Origin of the sequence: Streptomyces sp. NBC_00536, assembly GCF_036346295.1 — a bacterium.
GTDB lineage: Bacteria > Actinomycetota > Actinomycetes > Streptomycetales > Streptomycetaceae > Streptomyces.
On sequence record NZ_CP107819.1, the window covers coordinates 1,113,519 to 1,128,596 of the forward strand.

At 69.4% G+C, this 15,078-nt stretch carries 14 protein-coding genes; 3 read left to right on the top strand and 11 right to left on the bottom strand.

What is annotated here, in order from left to right; translation table 11 throughout:
• Positions 1-215: 215 nt before the first annotated feature.
• Positions 216-1,028 carry an AfsR/SARP family transcriptional regulator gene (locus OHS33_RS04665; RefSeq protein ID WP_330329095.1) on the top strand — a complete coding sequence of 271 codons (813 nt, stop codon included), beginning with the start codon at positions 216-218 and terminating at the stop codon, positions 1,026-1,028.
• Positions 1,029-1,105: 77 nt separating this feature from the next.
• Here the strand turns inward: OHS33_RS04665 and OHS33_RS04670 are convergent, their stop codons facing one another.
• The 4 genes from OHS33_RS04670 to OHS33_RS04685 form a co-directional block, all read right to left on the bottom strand.
• Positions 1,106-1,855: an SDR family oxidoreductase gene (locus tag OHS33_RS04670; protein WP_330329096.1), complete on the bottom strand. Its 750-nt coding sequence runs from the start codon at positions 1,853-1,855 to the stop codon at positions 1,106-1,108.
• A 74-nt stretch (positions 1,856-1,929) separates the two neighbouring features.
• Positions 1,930-2,586 carry a response regulator transcription factor gene (locus OHS33_RS04675; protein ID WP_330329097.1) on the bottom strand — a complete coding sequence of 219 codons (657 nt, stop codon included), beginning with the start codon at positions 2,584-2,586 and terminating at the stop codon, positions 1,930-1,932.
• Between the two features lie 576 nt (positions 2,587-3,162).
• Positions 3,163-3,972, bottom strand: a complete 810-nt coding sequence (locus OHS33_RS04680) for a class I SAM-dependent methyltransferase (protein WP_330329098.1) — start codon at positions 3,970-3,972, stop codon at positions 3,163-3,165.
• A 42-nt stretch (positions 3,973-4,014) separates the two neighbouring features.
• The gene (locus tag OHS33_RS04685) at positions 4,015-4,275 is read right to left on the bottom strand and encodes an acyl carrier protein (RefSeq protein ID WP_266975142.1); all 261 of its coding nucleotides are present in this window, start codon (positions 4,273-4,275) and stop codon (positions 4,015-4,017) included.
• A gap of 249 nt (positions 4,276-4,524) precedes the next feature.
• Here OHS33_RS04685 and OHS33_RS04690 point away from each other — a divergent pair, with 249 nt between their 5' ends.
• Positions 4,525-5,529 carry a ketoacyl-ACP synthase III family protein gene (locus tag OHS33_RS04690; protein ID WP_330329099.1) on the top strand — a complete coding sequence of 335 codons (1,005 nt, stop codon included), beginning with the start codon at positions 4,525-4,527 and terminating at the stop codon, positions 5,527-5,529.
• A gap of 99 nt (positions 5,530-5,628) precedes the next feature.
• Here OHS33_RS04690 and OHS33_RS04695 read toward each other — a convergent pair whose 3' ends face one another.
• From OHS33_RS04695 to OHS33_RS04720, 6 genes are all read right to left on the bottom strand, one after another.
• Positions 5,629-6,879: a ketosynthase chain-length factor gene (locus OHS33_RS04695; RefSeq protein WP_330329100.1), complete on the bottom strand. Its 1,251-nt coding sequence runs from the start codon at positions 6,877-6,879 to the stop codon at positions 5,629-5,631.
• Complete coding sequence (locus OHS33_RS04700; RefSeq protein WP_330329101.1) at positions 6,872-8,137, bottom strand: beta-ketoacyl-[acyl-carrier-protein] synthase family protein; 1,266 nt, start codon at positions 8,135-8,137, stop codon at positions 6,872-6,874. Before OHS33_RS04700 ends, OHS33_RS04695 begins: the two co-directional genes overlap by 8 nt.
• Before the next feature lie 99 nt (positions 8,138-8,236).
• Positions 8,237-9,436, bottom strand: a complete 1,200-nt coding sequence (locus OHS33_RS04705; protein ID WP_266975150.1) for a cytochrome P450 family protein — start codon at positions 9,434-9,436, stop codon at positions 8,237-8,239.
• Positions 9,437-9,759: 323 nt separating this feature from the next.
• Positions 9,760-11,214 (bottom strand): FAD-dependent oxidoreductase, encoded by a 1,455-nt coding sequence (locus OHS33_RS04710; protein ID WP_330329102.1) that lies wholly within the window; start codon positions 11,212-11,214, stop codon positions 9,760-9,762.
• Between the two features lie 117 nt (positions 11,215-11,331).
• On the bottom strand, positions 11,332-12,117 hold the full coding sequence (locus OHS33_RS04715; protein ID WP_330329103.1) for an ABC transporter permease: 786 nt from the start codon (positions 12,115-12,117) through the stop codon (positions 11,332-11,334).
• On the bottom strand, positions 12,114-13,085 hold the full coding sequence (locus OHS33_RS04720) for an ATP-binding cassette domain-containing protein (RefSeq protein ID WP_330329104.1): 972 nt from the start codon (positions 13,083-13,085) through the stop codon (positions 12,114-12,116). The genes OHS33_RS04715 and OHS33_RS04720 overlap by 4 nt, the downstream gene beginning before the upstream one ends.
• A gap of 87 nt (positions 13,086-13,172) precedes the next feature.
• On the opposite strand from OHS33_RS04720, the gene OHS33_RS04725 reads away from it, so the two are divergent.
• Positions 13,173-13,994: a TetR/AcrR family transcriptional regulator gene (locus OHS33_RS04725; protein ID WP_330329105.1), complete on the top strand. Its 822-nt coding sequence runs from the start codon at positions 13,173-13,175 to the stop codon at positions 13,992-13,994.
• Here the strand turns inward: OHS33_RS04725 and OHS33_RS04730 are convergent.
• Positions 13,961-14,965, bottom strand: a complete 1,005-nt coding sequence (locus OHS33_RS04730; protein WP_330329106.1) for a methyltransferase — start codon at positions 14,963-14,965, stop codon at positions 13,961-13,963. The genes OHS33_RS04725 and OHS33_RS04730 overlap by 34 nt on opposite strands.
• Positions 14,966-15,078 lie beyond the last annotated feature (113 nt).

The window sequence follows — 15,078 nt, forward strand, 5'->3', positions numbered from 1 at the left end:
GGAATCTCACTCTGCTCTCGGGAAGGGTGGGCTCGGCCGGTGCCGCCGCTCGCAAACCTCTCGTCCCGGCAATGCGACGAAGGTTGTAGAGGACACGATCCGATTCGGTCACCGGGGTGGGACCTTCGCCTCGCACCATTGCCTGCCCGGCAAAACGATCGGCAGAGTCTGGTTCGAGGCCCGACCCGACGATCACTGTGTGGAGGCATTCGCCCGTGTTGCGATTTCAGGTACTCGGCCGCCTAACCGTCACCAATGACCTGGGCGACTGCACGCCGAGCGCGCCGATGGCGCGGCGGGTGCTGGCGCAGCTGCTCCTGTGCTCGAACAACATCGTCATGCTCGACGCGATCATCGATGAACTATGGGGTGACAAACCGCCGAAGAGTGCCGTCCCCACCGCGCAGACGTACATCTACCAGCTGCGGCGTCAGTTCGAACCGTGGGTGCCGGAGGGTACGGTCGAGCACGTGCTCGCCACCTGCGGCACCGGCTACATGCTCCGGGTGGACCCGGAGCAGCTCGACCTGGGAGCGTTTCTTCGGCTGGCCAAGCAGGGGCAGACCGCGCTCGCCGCCGGCGATCCGGCCGCGGCCGCGCGGATACTGCGACAGGCCCTCCATCTCTGGTCGGGGCCGGCGCTCGCCGATGTGACCGCCGGCCCGTCGATCCAGGCGCACGTCGTCCATCTCACGGAGCAGCGGGCGCACACCGTCGAACTGCGCATCCAGGCGGACGCAATGCTGGGACGGCACCGGGAACTGGTCGGGGAGCTGAAGGCGATGCTGCTGGCCGACCCGCTCAACGAGTGGTACCACGCGCAGCTGATCAAGGCGTTGGCCTCCAGCGGCAGGCGGAAAGAATCGCTCGTCGCCTACCAGCATCTGCGCCGGATTCTGTCGGCCGAACTCGGCCTCGAACCTTCGGGGATGCTGCGGGAACTCCATCAGGAGGTGCTGGCCGGACGCGACTCCTGGTCGGACTGGGGGGTCTCGGGGAGGCCCCTCGCGGAGCAGCTCACTCGGTAGTCACCGCCCCGCGCGGAAGGCCACGGGGACGGATCGAGGATCGCCTCGCGGCGATCCTCGACCGCACCGGTGTCGTCCTACCTGTTGTGCAGGAGCCGACCGCCGTCGACGACCAGGGTGTGCCCGGTGATCCAGGACGCCTCGTCCGACAGCAGGAAGGCCACGGCGGCGCCCACGTCAGCGGGTTCGCCGAGGCGCCTCAGCGGGATGGAGCCGATGACCTTGTCCTCCCTGCCCTCGACGTTCGCCCGGGTGAAGTCGGTGAGGACCGTGCCGGACGCGACGCCGTTCACCCGGACCGCGGGGGCGAGCTCGTTCGCCATCTGCCGGGTGAAGTGGTTCAGCGCCGCCTTGGCCGTCCCGTAGGCCGTGCCGTCGGGGACGGCGAGATCGCCGGCGATGGAGGAGATGTTGACGATGGCGCCGCCGTGCTCGCCGAGCCAGCCATGCCAGGCCGTCTGGACCCAGGTCAGGGCGGACATCAGGTTGATCTCGACGGTGCGCCGGTACGACGCCACATCGACATCGACCAACCGGCGGGCTGTCCGCTCCGTACCGCCGACGTTGTTGACCAGCAGATCGAGGGATCCGAACCGGTCGACGGCGGTCTCCACCGCGATCCGCTGATGCTCGGGGTCGCGGGCGTCACCGGCGACCGCGAGGGCCCGTTCCTCGCCGAGTGCGGCGGCCGCCTTGCGCAGCTCTTCCTCATTGCGTGAAGTGATCACGACGTTCGCGCCCCGCTCCACCAACGCGGTGGCGATGCCGAAGCCGAGACCGGTCCGACCGCCCGTCACCAGCGCGGTCTTGCCCTTTAAACTTGCCACAGTCTGCGTACCTTCCCTTGATCTGCACCTGCGGTTCTTGCGCCTTGTCAGCCGACGGCATTTCTCCCGACGTTTCACCCGGCGCGGGCGATGAGCCCGATGGAAACCGCCTTGTTGACCGCTTCGAGCCGGGAGCGAGCGCCCAACTTCGTGAAGATGGTGCCCAGGTGGCGCTTCACGGTTCCCTCGGCGATCGTCAGTCGCCGCGAGATCTGCCGGTTGCTCATGGCCCTGCTCACCAGGGTCAGGATTTCCATCTCCCGCCGGGTGAGCTTGTCCTGGCAGTTCGCCGTCGTGGCGATGTGCGTCAGTGCTTCGACGGATACGTGAAGCACGATGCGGATGCTGTCCGCGCACACCGCGCGGATGCTGGACACCAGATCGTTCCGGCTCGCCGACTTGTTCAGATAGCCCCGGACGCCACAGTCGAGCAATTGGCGCACCAGTGCCGGATCGTCGGGCATGCTGACGATCAGGATTCTCGCGTTCGGCGAGGCCGAGCGGATGGCATGCACTGTTTCGGTCACCGACTCGTCAGAGATGTTCCCGTCGAGCAGCACGACCTCGGGTTGCTCGATCTCACAGTGCGCGATGCCGGCGGCACCGCTGGCGGCGACGCCGACGACGACCATGTCCGGTTCCACGTTGAGCGTCTCGCACACCACCTCGCGCAGCAGCGCGTGGTCGTCGATCAGTACGATCCGTAACTGGCCGGAGCGGTCAGGCTGCATGCCGCGGCCCCGGATCGGGCGGCGGTTCCCACGACGGTGCCGGAATTCCCGCCAAGCGGCGTACGGAAAATCTTGCAGGCTCCGTTACGGAGCCGGCGCTGATGGGCTCTGCCGCTTTCCATTCAAGCCTCCGCTTGACTTTACGGACTGCGAAATTGGCATGTCGTTTTACCGCTAAGGTTTTTGTCGCAACAGCTGCCATAACTCCCCCGTATTCGCTGGCGCACGACATACCGTAGCCCGGGGCTCCACTCCCCAACAAGATCGAATCGAGCCGCTTTAACATTTCTTGGTGAAGGAGTTCAGGGCGGCAAGCCCGGGAGTACATGCCAGGCGTTGCCCCACCGCTTCGGTTCACGGCTGTTCAACAGGCAGGAGCCACCGTGCGGCACCCGGAGGGGGAGCGATAGAGCGCGACCCCGGGGGTACACGGTGGCCTGTCCCGGTTTACCCTGCAATGACCGTTGAAGCCTGTACGTGCGGCGGACGGAGTCAGGACGCGCGCCGCGGCGGCCGACCCCTTCGGAACTCCTGGGAGCCCCTCTTTCGACGCCACCTATTTCCTGCGGATCGCCTTTACTTCGGCACCCGCACGACGGTCGTGTACGTGTGGTTGGTCACCATCTCGAATTCCGGGTCCAGGAGTTTCTCCCGGATTACGGAGAGGTCGGCTTCGGTCAGAGATGTCTGACTCAGCAGGAAAGGCTCCAGCATGCTGCTGTGCAGCCGGGCGAGCCGCGCGGTCGGCGCCCCGCCCTCCCCCGGTGCCCGGAAGTCGCGCACCGTGATGTCCCGATAGCCGACGGCGGACAGAACGTCCGGCACACGCGCCGCCCATTCGAAATCCATACCGGTTTCTCCGGCGAGTTTGTGCACGCCGTCGTGGTATTCCTGGAAGATGCGTGCCGTGTACGCGTCGACCGGGGATTTGATGATGCCCTCGTCGGCACAACCGCAGTACCAGTCGGTGAGCACCAGCGCACCGCCCGGCCGGAGATGTGCGGCCAGCCTCGCCGCGACCGCTTCCTTGTCGGCCACGTGCATCAGCACCAGCCGCGCGTGAATGAGGTCGAACGCGGGCTCCGGCCACGGGTCCTCGACGAGGTCGTGGCGGATCGCCTCGATCCGCGGATGGCTGGGTACGTGCTGGGGCTTGAGGTCGCTGGCCACGACATGTCCGGACGTCCCCACTCTGGCGGCCAGCCAGCGGGCGACGGAGCCGTCCCCGGCGCCCACCTCCCAGCAACGCCACCCATGCCCGACGCGTACCTCCTCACCCAGGGTGCGGAAGGTCTCCCTGTTGAGGATCTCGGAGAGCAGGCCGAGCTGCTCGGGTGCTTCCGGCGCGCCGTTGTCGAAGCGTTGCTCGTGCTCTGTGCTGTACATGGTCTTCTCCTTGGTGAGCCGTCCACGCCACCGGCCCCGCGGCTAGATCGACGCGGGCAGCAGCTCGTTGACCAGTTCGACGAACTGCTTCGGGGTCGAGTTCTTGCTCGCCCTGTCGTCGTCGGGCAGGCTCATGCCGAGTTGACGCTCGACCAGGAGCGTCACCTCCACCATCGCGACCGAGTCATAGCCCATATCGGCGAACGTGATGTCGGCGATATCGCCGTCCAGGTCAAATCCCTCGTCTTCGCCGGCCGCCTGGCGTATGTAACCCACCAGGTCCGCCTGAGTGAAAGTCGCCATTGTCGATCCCTTCGTCTCGTGACGTCGAAACCAACATCGCCGGGAGGCTTCGACACCCAATCGAGTTCCGATCGACGGAGGCTCCCGATATTCGGCCTTGGGACCGTCGGGGTGCGTGGCACCGCGGCAAGGCTTCTCGTACACACCACGGCGAGGCCTGGCCTGGGCCTCGAACGAGCCTCCGCCGGACATGACGACCATGACCGCATAGGGGAAACCCGAGACAATCCGATCCGTGGGAGGAAGAAGATGAGCGACGGACTCTACATCGCCGCCGCGAGTTCCTGGCTGCCCGAGCGGCTGACACTCGACGAGGCGGAGCAGGCCGGCCTCGCCGATCGGGCGCGGGTCTGGAACACCGGCATCGAGTCGGCGTGTGTCTCCCCGGACAAGTCGGCGCCGGAGATGGCGGTGCTGGCGGCACGGGACGCCCTCGGCCGCGCCGAGGTCGGGCCGGAGGACCTGCAGCTGCTGCTGCACGCCTGCGCGTACCACCAAGGTCACGACATGTGGCCGGCGGCGTCGTACGTCCAGCGCTTCTGCGGCGGTGGCTCCTACCCGGCCGTCGAGGTCCGCCAGATGTCCAACGGCGGCATGATCGCCCTGGAACTCGCGGCCGGCCACCTGCGCGCGTACGGCGGGTCGACCGCCCTGGTCACCACGGCCGACCGGTTCAGCCTGCCCGGCTTCGACCGGTGGCGCAGCGACCCGAGCACCATCTGCGGCGACGGCGGCACCGCGGTGGTGGTGTCCACCCGCACCGGCTTCGCCCGGCTGCGCGGACTCGTCACGGTGTCGGATCCCGGGCTGGAGCACGGCAGCCGGGGCGAGCGGTTCAGTGACGCGCCGTTGGCCGCGCGAGCGCCGATCGACCTGAACAGCGACTCCCTGGTACGCGAACTCGGAGTGGAGGCCCTGCTCAACCGCATCGAAGCGGGGCAACGGGCGGCGTTCGACCGGGCCTGTGCCCAGGCGGACGTCAAACTCGGCGACATCGACTGGTACGTGCTGCCGAACCTGGGCCGGACCCGGATGCGGGCGCAGTACTTCGACCCGTTCGGCATCGATCCGCAGCGCTCGACCTGGTCCTGGGGCCGGCGGGTCGGGCACCTCGGCGCGGGCGACCAGTTCGCCGGTCTCGCCCATCTCGTCTCCGAGGGCGCACTGGAGCCGGGGCAGACGTGCCTGCTGGCAGGCGTCGGCGCCGGCTTCACCTGGACGGCCGGAATCCTGGAGATCATCGCCAGGCCGTAAGCCGGAGGACGCCGAGTCGAGGTGCCCGCGTCACCAGCGGGTGCCTCGTCCGGGGCGACGCCGGTGGCAGCCGTCATGGACGGCTGCCACCGGCGTTCGTCATACCGCCGTCAGCACCATTGCGGAGTTGATGCCGTCGCTGCGGGCCAGCACCAGAGCGGTGGACACGGTCGTCTCCCTCGGCCGGTCGAGCACCAGGTCGAGCTGGTCGGACCGGACGGGGTCGGTCACATTGATCATCGGCGGGATGACGCCGTGCCGCATGCTCAACGACGCCGTGGCCACGTCGAGCGCCGGGCCACCGGAGTACAGCCGGCCGGTCATCGTCTTCGGCGCGGTCACCGGAACACCCCGTGGACCGAAGACGGCGGTGACGGCGGCGGCTTCCGCGCGGTCGAGTTCGCCGACCCCGGCCGCGTCCGCGAACACGACGTCGACCTCGTCGGGCGTCACACCGGCGTCCGACAGCGCGGACTCGATCGCACGGCGCAGCCCGGGCTCCCGTGCCGAACCGGGCCGCGGGTCGAAGGTGGTGGCGTACCCGGCGATCTCGCTGTATGGCCGGGCGCCTCGGCCGCGCGCGTGTCCGGCCTCCTCGACTACGACCATGGCGCCGCCCTCTCCAGGTACGTAGCCGGACGCGGCGGTGTCGAACGGCAGGTACGCCCGGGTCCGGTCGGCGACCGTGCTCATCCGGCCGGTGGTCAGCTCGATCGTCCACCCGAGCGGGCACATCGCGCTCTCCACGGCGCCGCACATCACCACCGGCAGGCCGTCGACCACGTACCGACGGGCCTGCGCCATGGCGTCCAGGCCGCTGGTGTTCCCGGTCAGGACGCTGCCGGGGCCGTGCCACCCGTGCCGGATGGATATCTGACCCGTGTTCACCGCATAGAACCACGAGAACGAGAGATAGGCGCTCACATGGTCGCTGCCGAGGCTCCAGAGCTTCTCCAGCTCGCGCTGGCTGTACTCGAGCCCGCCCGCGGAGAGACCGGTGACGATGCCGACCTGGTCCTCCGGGAGCGCGGCCGGATCGAGCGAGGAGTCCCGGACAGCGGCGTCCGCCGCGATCAGCACCAGCCGGGTGGTCTGGTCGGTCTGCGGCACCAGACGTCCGGGGATGTGTGCGCGCACGTCGTAGTCGGCCACCTCGCCCGCCAGTGTGGCCGGGTACTGCTCCGGATCGAAGCGGGTGACCCGGTCGATGCCGCCCCGCCCGTGGAGGACGGCGTCCCAGTACTCGTCGGTGTCGAACCCGTTCGGCGCGACCACCCCGAGACCAGTGATCACCGCGCGAGGACGCTCCGACGTCGTGCCGTTGTCGTTCTCCGGGACTGCCCTACTCATCGGATCCCCCCTTGGTCAACACCATGGCGCTCTGGAAACCGCCGAACCCGCTGCCGACCTTGAGCACCGTCCGCAGGTCCGCCTGTCGCGCCGTCAGCGGCACGTAGTCGAGCCCCAGTTCCGGGTCGGGTTCGTGCAGGTTGGCGGTCGGCGGAATGAGCCCGGCGTCGATGGCCAGCGCGCATGCCGCGATCTCGATCGAGCCGATCGCGCCCAGCGAGTGCCCGATCATGGACTTGATCGAACTGACCGGCGTCCGGTAGGCGTGGTCGCCGAGAGTGCGCTTGAACGCGTTGGTCTCGTGCGCGTCGTTCTGCTTCGTACCGGAGCCGTGCGCGTTCACGTAGTCGACCTGCTCGGGTACCCGCCCGGCCATCCGCAGCGACACCTCGATGGCCTTGGCCAGTTCCGGGCCCTCGGTCCTGAGTCCGGTCATGTGGTACGCGTTGGCACGCACGTCCCATCCGCCGATCTCCGCGTAGACGCGCGCGCCGCGTTCCCTGGCGTGGTTCAGCTCTTCCAGCACCAGCATCGCGCTGCCTTCGGCGAGCACGAAGCCGTTCCGTGTGCGGTCGAACGGGCGGGACGCGGTGGCCGGTTCGTCGTTGCGCGGCGTCGTCGCCTTGATCGCGTCGAAGCAGGCGACGCAGATCGGTGAGAGGGACGCGTCCGAGCCGCCGGCCAGCATCACGTCGGCAGAGCCCTCGCGGATCAGCCGCGCCGCGTGGGACACCGACTCGATGCCCGCGGTGCATCCCGTGGACACCAGGGACACGGGGCCTTCCGCCCCGGCCGTCCAGGCCACGTCCGCGGCGATCGACGTCGGGACGAGATAGTTGTACATGTGCGGCACCGCGTACTCGTGGTCGAGAAGCCACTTGCGGCCGCCGTCGGAGAGCACGTTGTACTCCCGGTCCAGGCTCATCGTGCCGCCGATGGCACTGCCGACGCTGGCCCCGCAGCGATGCGGGTCCATCTCGGCCAGGTCGAGTCCGGCGTCCGCGACGGCTTCCCTGGTCGCGGCGACGGCGAGCTGCGCGCTCCGGTCCATGCGCCGGATCTCCTGCGCGGAGAAGCCCTCCGCGACCGGGTCGAAATCGCACTCGCCCGCGATCCGGGAGCGGAACCCGGACGCGTCGAAGAGCGAGATGGTGCGTATGGCCGAGGTGCCGGAGGAGATCAGCTCCCAGAACTCCTTGGCGTTTCGTCCGCCCGGGGCGCGCACTCCGATACCCGTGATGGCGATGCGGCGGGTCATCGTGCCCTCACCGCTCGCGCGATGACTGCTGTATTCGGCATGTGGGTCTCTTTTCTGATGACAGTCCATGGCGAGAAATCGGAATCATCGATGCCGGGTTCAGGCATCGAAGGTGACCGGCAGGGCATCCAGTCCGCGGACCGTGAGGCTCCGCTGCCATCGCAACTGCTCCGGCGGTACGGACAGCGCAAGGCCGGGCAGCCGGCGCAGCAGTCCGTGGAACGCGATCCGGCCCTCCAGCCGGGCCAGGGGAGCACCGAGGCAGAAGTGCGCACCCCGCCCGAAGGCCACATGCGCGGGGTCCGCGCGGGTGACGTCGAAGTCATCCGGTGCCGGGAACTTCGCCCCGTCCCGGTTGGCCGATGCCAGGGACAGGAGCACCGGGTGGCCCTTCTCGATGCGCGTGCCCGCCACCTCGATGGGTTCGAGCGGGAACCGCCACGTCGCCGTCTCGAACGACCCGTCGTACCGCAGCATCTCCTCCAGCGCCGAGTCCACCAGTTCCGGTCGCTCGCGCAGCAGGGCGAGTTGGTCGGGGTGGCGCAGCAGAGCCAGGGTGCCGTTGCCGATCAGATTGACCGTCGTCTCGAAGCCGCCGACCAGCAGCAGGGACATCATGGACAGCAACTCGGCCTCGTTCAGCCGGTCGTCGTCGTCCCGGGCCGCGATCAGCGCGTCGACCAGTCCGTCGGCCGGGTCCTGACGGCGCTTCTCGACCAGTCGGGTCAGATATTCGAGGAGGTCGCGCAGTCCGACCGGCCGCGCGTCACCGCGGTCGGCCTGGGCGGAGTCGGTGTTCGTCCACCGCCGGAAGTCCTTCGTCCACTGGCGGAACACGTCCTGGTCCGCCTTGGGCACTCCCAGCAGTTCACAGATCACCGTGATCGCCAGCGGGAACGCGAAGTCGCCGATCAGGTCGGCCTGCCCGCGGGGCACGATCGTGTCGAGGAGCCCGTCCGTGATGTGCTGCACCTGTGCGCGCAGGCCCTCGACGCGGCGGGCGGTGAAGGCGGTCGAGACCAGCCGGCGCAGCCGCGTGTGTTCGGGCGCGTCCGTGGTCAACAGATGCGTCCCGAGCCCGGTCCGGTCCTCCAGCGGTCTCCCCTTGCCCGCCTCCTGCCAGTCGAGCGGTGCGTTGCGCGGGTCCTTGCTCATCCGGGGATCGGACAGCAGCTTGCGCACGTCCTCGTACCGGGTCACCAGCAGTCCGTAAAGGCCGCGGCCCTCCAGGACCTGCCGGACCGGCTCCTCCGCACGTAACCACGCGTACTCGGGATAGGGATCAGCGCCGAAATCCATCCTCCGCCTCCTCTGCCTCGGTGTTCGGTTCCTGACCGGCCTCGCGTCCCACCCGGACCTGATCCCTGCCGGCCCGGCCTTCACCATCGCGCGGGGAACATCCGCGAACAGGGCGCGCCGAGCGCACGTTCGCTTGAGGTCGGTGGTCGAGGGACCACATGGCGCCGATGCTCGCGGCAGCGGTTCGAGGCGAGTTCGTGTGTGGTTCGACCCAAGGAGGGGGGCGTACGGAGGCGGTCCGGGGCGCCTCCCGGCGCCGAGACAGCATGCGGCCGACACCGACCGTGCCGGTGTCGACCGCATGCCAGGGGTACGGATCCGCGTCAGGCCTTCTGCCGGCACAGGATCCGGTCGAGGACGTCCCGCAGGTGCTGCGTGCTGGTCTCCACGGCATGCCGTGTGGTGGCCGTACGCCAGCCGACGAACCCGTCCGGGCGGACGAGCACGGCGCCGTCCTCCTTGATGCCGGCGGCTTCGGCCCACCCTTCGACCGCGTGCGCCGCGATGCCCAGGTCCCGTGCCGCGTCCAGCCAGTGGTCGGCCGCGGTCCCGGTGATCAGCGTGAATCCGTCGACGAGGTCGACCGTGGACCGTCCGTCCGGAAGCCACCGGTGCGGCAGGCGGCTGCCCGGGGCGCCGTCCAGGACGAGGTTCTCCATGTCGGAGAGCGGCTCCGGGTCGACCACCGCGCCGGAGTCGTACCGGTAGCCGATCACGGGGATCATGATGCCCGCCATGCCCACGGCCGCCCGGTCGGCAGCCCGGCTCGCGTCGTTGTCCCAGTGCAGGTCACGGTTCTCGGCGCGGAGCACGGTCTGCCGCATGGTGAACAGCGCGACCGGCCGGCGCTCGGCCTCGTAGGTGTCGAGCAGGGTGTCACCGCCGGCGGCCAGTTTCCACGCCAGGTTGTGGCCGTCGGCGATACCCACGTTGAGTCCGAGACCCCCGACCGGCGGCACCACGTGGGCCGCATCACCCACGAGGAAGACGTTGCCCTGCCGGAAGCGGTCGGCGACCCGCGCCGTCGACGACCAGGGCAGCAGGCTGATGATCTCCGGCTCGATGTCGCTGACGCCGGTGGCGTCCCTGATCTGCTGCTGGATCCGCTCGACGGGGGTCTGCGGGTCACCGTTCGGGATGTGGAAGACCCAGCGGGCGGTCTCGTCGACCTTCAGCAGGATCCCGGACGCCCGCTCGTTGCGCAGGAACGTCATGGACGTCGGCGGGGTGGGCAGTTCCGCGCGGAACAGCACGTTGAGCATGTGCGAACTGCTCAGCGGTCCCGGGCCGGTCACGCCGATGCCGAGCAGGTCACGCATCCGGCTGCGGACTCCGTCGGCGGCGATCACGTAGTCCGCCGTGACGGTCCTGCCGTCCGCGGTGGTGACGCCGCCGTCCGTCACCGCGACCACCTCGCTGTCGAAGTCCACCTGGCCGCCGAACTCCCGCAGCCGTGCCAGCGCGGCCCGGTCGACCCGGTCCTGCGGGCAGCTTCCCAGCTTCGCCGGGCCGATCTCCGGCGGCTCGAACTTGGCCGTGACGGTGGTCAGATCGGCCAGGCTCGTGCCCGTCATGAGGCCCCGGACGAGATGGTCCGTCTCGATGTCGATGCCGGCCTCCCGGAGGATCTCCGCCGACCGGTCCGTGATGCCAAAGGCCCGCGGATGGTCGTTGAGCTGTGCCCGGCGCTCCAGCACATGGACCGAGACACCCTGACGGGCGAGGAAGACGGCGGTGCACAACCCGACCGTGCCGCCTCCGACGATCACTACGCGCATGCTTGTCCCTCCGAGAATGAGAACGGTGTTTCCTCACGGGTACGTCGCACCCGTGGCGGTACTGGAGACGCCTCCGCTCACCCGTCGCGTCCCCGGGCGGGAGACGCGCGTACGGATCTAGAGTCCGGCGCGGGCGAAGCGGCGCACCGAGAGCGGCACGAAGATCAGCAATAGCAGGCCGGCCCACAGCAGGCTCGCGGTCACCGGGTGGGTCAGCGGCCACGCGGCGTCCGGCCCGGGAGCACCGGGGTTACCGAAGAGCTCGCGCGCGGCGGCCGCGGCGGAGCTGAGCGGGTTCCACTCGCACAGCGCCCGGAGGCCGACCGGCATCCGGTCGGTGGGCACGAGGGCGTTGGACACCATGGTGAGCGACAGCGTGAGCGGTGCCAGCCGAGCCGCGGTCCGTGCCGAACGCACCACAAGGCCCAGGTAGGTGCCGACCCACGCCAGCGTGCAGCGGAACAGCAGGAGCAGGCCGATGCCGGCCAGCGCCCGCGGAACGCCGTCGTGCGGCCGCCAGCCGACGACGAGACCGCACACCATCAGGACCGCGAGGCCGTAGGCCCCGAGGATCCCCTCGGCGCCGCTCTGGCCGAGCGGCACGGACACCCGGTGGATCGGAAGCGAACGCAGGCGCTCCATCACCCCGCGCGCCTGGTCCGTCGCCACCTCCGCCATGGCGGTGGACAGGGCGGTCCCGGTCGTCATCACGAACAGGCCGGGCATCATGAACTCGCGGTAGTTCGAGGTGCCCGGCACCCCGATCGCGCCGCCGAACACGAAGCCGAACAGCACCACGAACACGCTCGGCATCATCAGCATGGTGAGCAGGATGGAGGGCTCGTGGCGCAGCCGGAACAGCCTTCGCTGGGTCAGCGTCCAGCCGTCGGCCAGGAGGTTCACGACACCGCCTCGGGCGTCTCGACCGGTTGCGCCGGTTCGACGGTCTGCCCGGTCATCGTCAGGAAGACGTCGTCCAGGCCGGGCTCGCGGATCCCGATGTGCCTGATCACCGCGCCGGACGCGTCCAGTTCACTCACGATCAGCGGTAGGGCGGGCGCCTGATCCACCGCGGCCACGACGATGCGCGATCCGTCGGCCTCCGGGCACCGGCCGGTCAGCCGCTCCAGCCTCGCCATGGCACTCGGCACATGGTCCGCCGACTCGACCACGACGTCGATGTGACGGCCGATCTGGGCTTTGAGCTGGGCCGGGCTGCCTTCGGCGATCAGCTGGCCGCGGTCGATCACGCCGACCGCCGTGGCGAGCCGCTCCACCTCCTCGAGACACGGGGTGGTGAGCAGGACCGTGGTGCCGTCAGCCACCAGTCTCCGCACGCTCTCCCAGATCTCGGCGCGACTGGGGGCGTCGAGCCCGGTGGTCGGCTCGTCGAGGAAGAGCACCGCGGGAGCCCGTAACAGACTGGCGATCAGGTGGATCCGGCGGCGCATGCCATCGGAGTACGTGCCGACCAGCCGATCAGCGGCGTGGGCGAGACCGAACCGTTCCAGCAGCTCGTCGGCGCGCCGGCGGGCGCCGCGCGAGCCGAGCCGCGAGAGGCGGCCGAGGATCCGCAGGTTCTCCCGGCCGGTCAGTCCGTCGTCGAACGAGGCGTCCTGACCCGCCAGGCCGATCACCTTCCGCACATCAGCCGGATTCCGGGCCACGTCGAAGCCGGCGACGACGGCCCGCCCGCTGCTGGGCCTGGTCAGGGTGGTCAGGATCCGCACGGTGGTGGTCTTCCCCGCGCCCTTCGGGCCGAGCAGGCCGTAGACGGTGTGCGATGGCACCACGAGGTCCAGGCCGTCCAGCGCGACGACGTCCCCGTACTGCTTCCTCACATCCTCGGTGTACATGATCGCGTCTTCCATGCATCAACCCCTCACCGAGTACGGCGTACGCGATTTTAGCGTAGCCAACTGAGTGCGTCGTACGCAACTCTGCGGCGGACGCGTAGGATGACTGTCGTGTCGGACTCGAAACCAATCATCTGGATGCGACCGGAGAAGCCGGCGAGAGGCCCCGCGCCGGCGCACAGTCGTGGGCAGATCGCCGCGGTGGCGATCGACATCGCGGACTCCGAAGGCATCGAAGCCGCGTCGGTGCGCGCCATCGCCAAGCGACTCGGCACCGGTGCGATGACCCTCTACCGCTACCTGCCGACCAAGGAAGACCTGTACACGGTGATGATCGACGAGGCGACCGGCTTCGAGCCGCAGGAGCCGACCGGCGATCTCCGTGCGGATCTGACGACCTTGGCACGCCGCCGCCGGCAGATCTTCCTGCGGCACCCCTGGCTCGCCCCGCTCCTCGCCACCCGCCCGATCATGGGCCCCAACTTCATGCGCGGCATGGAACGCGACCTCGCCGTTCTCGCCGGCTGTGGTCTGGGCCTGGACGACACGATCCACGTGCTCAACCTGCTCCACTCCTGGGTCGGCGGCGCCGTGCAGGCCGAGTTGACCGAGCGGGCGACCGCGAATCAGTCCGGCCTCGATCGCCATGCCTGGCGGCTGCGGATGGAGCCGTACCTCAAGTCCCTACTGGAGACCGGTGAGTTCCCGCACCTGAGCCGGATGGTCCAGGCCTCCGAGATCGGGGAGGCGGACGAGCGGTTCGCGAACGGCCTGGAGATCGTCCTGGACGGAATCGAAGCCCACTTCCCGACGGCCATCGGGAAGGACGGATCGCGCCGGCGGGTCGGCGACACCGGCGGCGGTGCGCCGGCGGCGCGACGCGCGAACGGTCAGCCAACCGCACGCAGTTCGACGACGGAGTAACGGCCGGCCGACGTGACCGAGGTGGTGTGCAGGCCGACGGTTCCCGCCAGTTCGGCCAGTTGCTCCAGGGTGTGCTGTCGGCCTCCGAAGTAGCCCAGCATGCGCAGGTCGCCCTCCGTCTGCACGGTCCGGTCACCGAAGTAGTCCACGACGAGCACACGTCCCGTCGTCTGCGCCGCGTCGGCGCAGCGGCGCAGGATACGGGCGGCCGCCGCGTCGTCCCAGTTGTGCAGGATGCTCGACAGCAGATATCCGTCCGCTCCGGCGGGAAGATCGTCGAAGAAACTGCCGGCCGCGACGTCGGCCCGGTGATCGAGACCGGCCGCGGCGATGGCCTTCTCGGCGCGGCGCACCGGGCCGGGCAGGTCGACGACCGTCCCCCTCAGATCGGGGTAGGACTGCAGGATGGCGATCAGCATGGTGCCGTCGCCACCGCCGACATCGACCACATGACGGAGCGTTCCCCACGGATACGCCCCGGCCACGGCCGGCGAGTGCGCCGTCAGCCTGGCGCCCATCAAGGTGTCGAAGGACTCGGCGCGCCCGTCGTCGGACGACAGGTCGTCCCAGAACGTCACACCGTACTGCTGCGGGAACGCGGCCTCACCCGTACGTACCGTGTGCAACAGGTGGACGAGGCTCAACTCTGCGTGTCCCAAGGCGCCTTCGATGTCGAGTATGGCCCGCATGTCCTCGGGCGCGCCCTCGCACAGGTGGCGGCCCATGGCCGTCAGGTCGTAGGCGCCGTGCCCGGTGCCCGACAGCACGCCCGCGGTCACCAGGTGGTCCAGCAGCCGCCCCAGCGCGTCCCGGTCGGCGCCGACGGCTTCGGCCAGCGCCTCGGTCGTCCGGGCGCCCGCGGCGATGTGGTCGGCCAGCCGCAATGTCGCCGCCACCCGGACGGCCATCGGGGTCAGCAGATCGGCGGCTGCCCACACTCCCCCGCCTCGGGGGGTCGTCTCCTTGGCCATGACTTCTCCTGACTCGACGGTTCTCTGTTCGTGGGACCCGGCCGGGACGGTGTCGGTGCCGGTGCGGCAGCTCACGTCCGGCCGGGTGGTTCCTCGCCCCTCGCGCTGCGGCG

Bases quoted from the DNA above. Each gene is read 5' to 3' on its own strand.
- OHS33_RS04675 (WP_330329097.1), bottom strand. From the start codon at position 2,586: ATGCAGCCTGACCGCTCCGGCCAGTTACGGATCGTACTGATCGACGAC.
- OHS33_RS04680 (WP_330329098.1), bottom strand. From the start codon at position 3,972: ATGTACAGCACAGAGCACGAGCAACGCTTCGACAACGGCGCGCCGGAA.
- OHS33_RS04685 (WP_266975142.1), bottom strand. From the start codon at position 4,275: ATGGCGACTTTCACTCAGGCGGACCTGGTGGGTTACATACGCCAGGCG.
- OHS33_RS04690 (WP_330329099.1), top strand. From the start codon at position 4,525: ATGAGCGACGGACTCTACATCGCCGCCGCGAGTTCCTGGCTGCCCGAG.
- OHS33_RS04695 (WP_330329100.1), bottom strand. From the start codon at position 6,879: ATGAGTAGGGCAGTCCCGGAGAACGACAACGGCACGACGTCGGAGCGT.
- OHS33_RS04700 (WP_330329101.1), bottom strand. From the start codon at position 8,137: ATGACCCGCCGCATCGCCATCACGGGTATCGGAGTGCGCGCCCCGGGC.
- OHS33_RS04705 (WP_266975150.1), bottom strand. From the start codon at position 9,436: ATGGATTTCGGCGCTGATCCCTATCCCGAGTACGCGTGGTTACGTGCG.
- OHS33_RS04710 (WP_330329102.1), bottom strand. From the start codon at position 11,214: ATGCGCGTAGTGATCGTCGGAGGCGGCACGGTCGGGTTGTGCACCGCC.
- OHS33_RS04720 (WP_330329104.1), bottom strand. From the start codon at position 13,085: ATGGAAGACGCGATCATGTACACCGAGGATGTGAGGAAGCAGTACGGG.
- OHS33_RS04725 (WP_330329105.1), top strand. From the start codon at position 13,173: ATGACTGTCGTGTCGGACTCGAAACCAATCATCTGGATGCGACCGGAG.
- OHS33_RS04730 (WP_330329106.1), bottom strand. From the start codon at position 14,965: ATGGCCAAGGAGACGACCCCCCGAGGCGGGGGAGTGTGGGCAGCCGCC.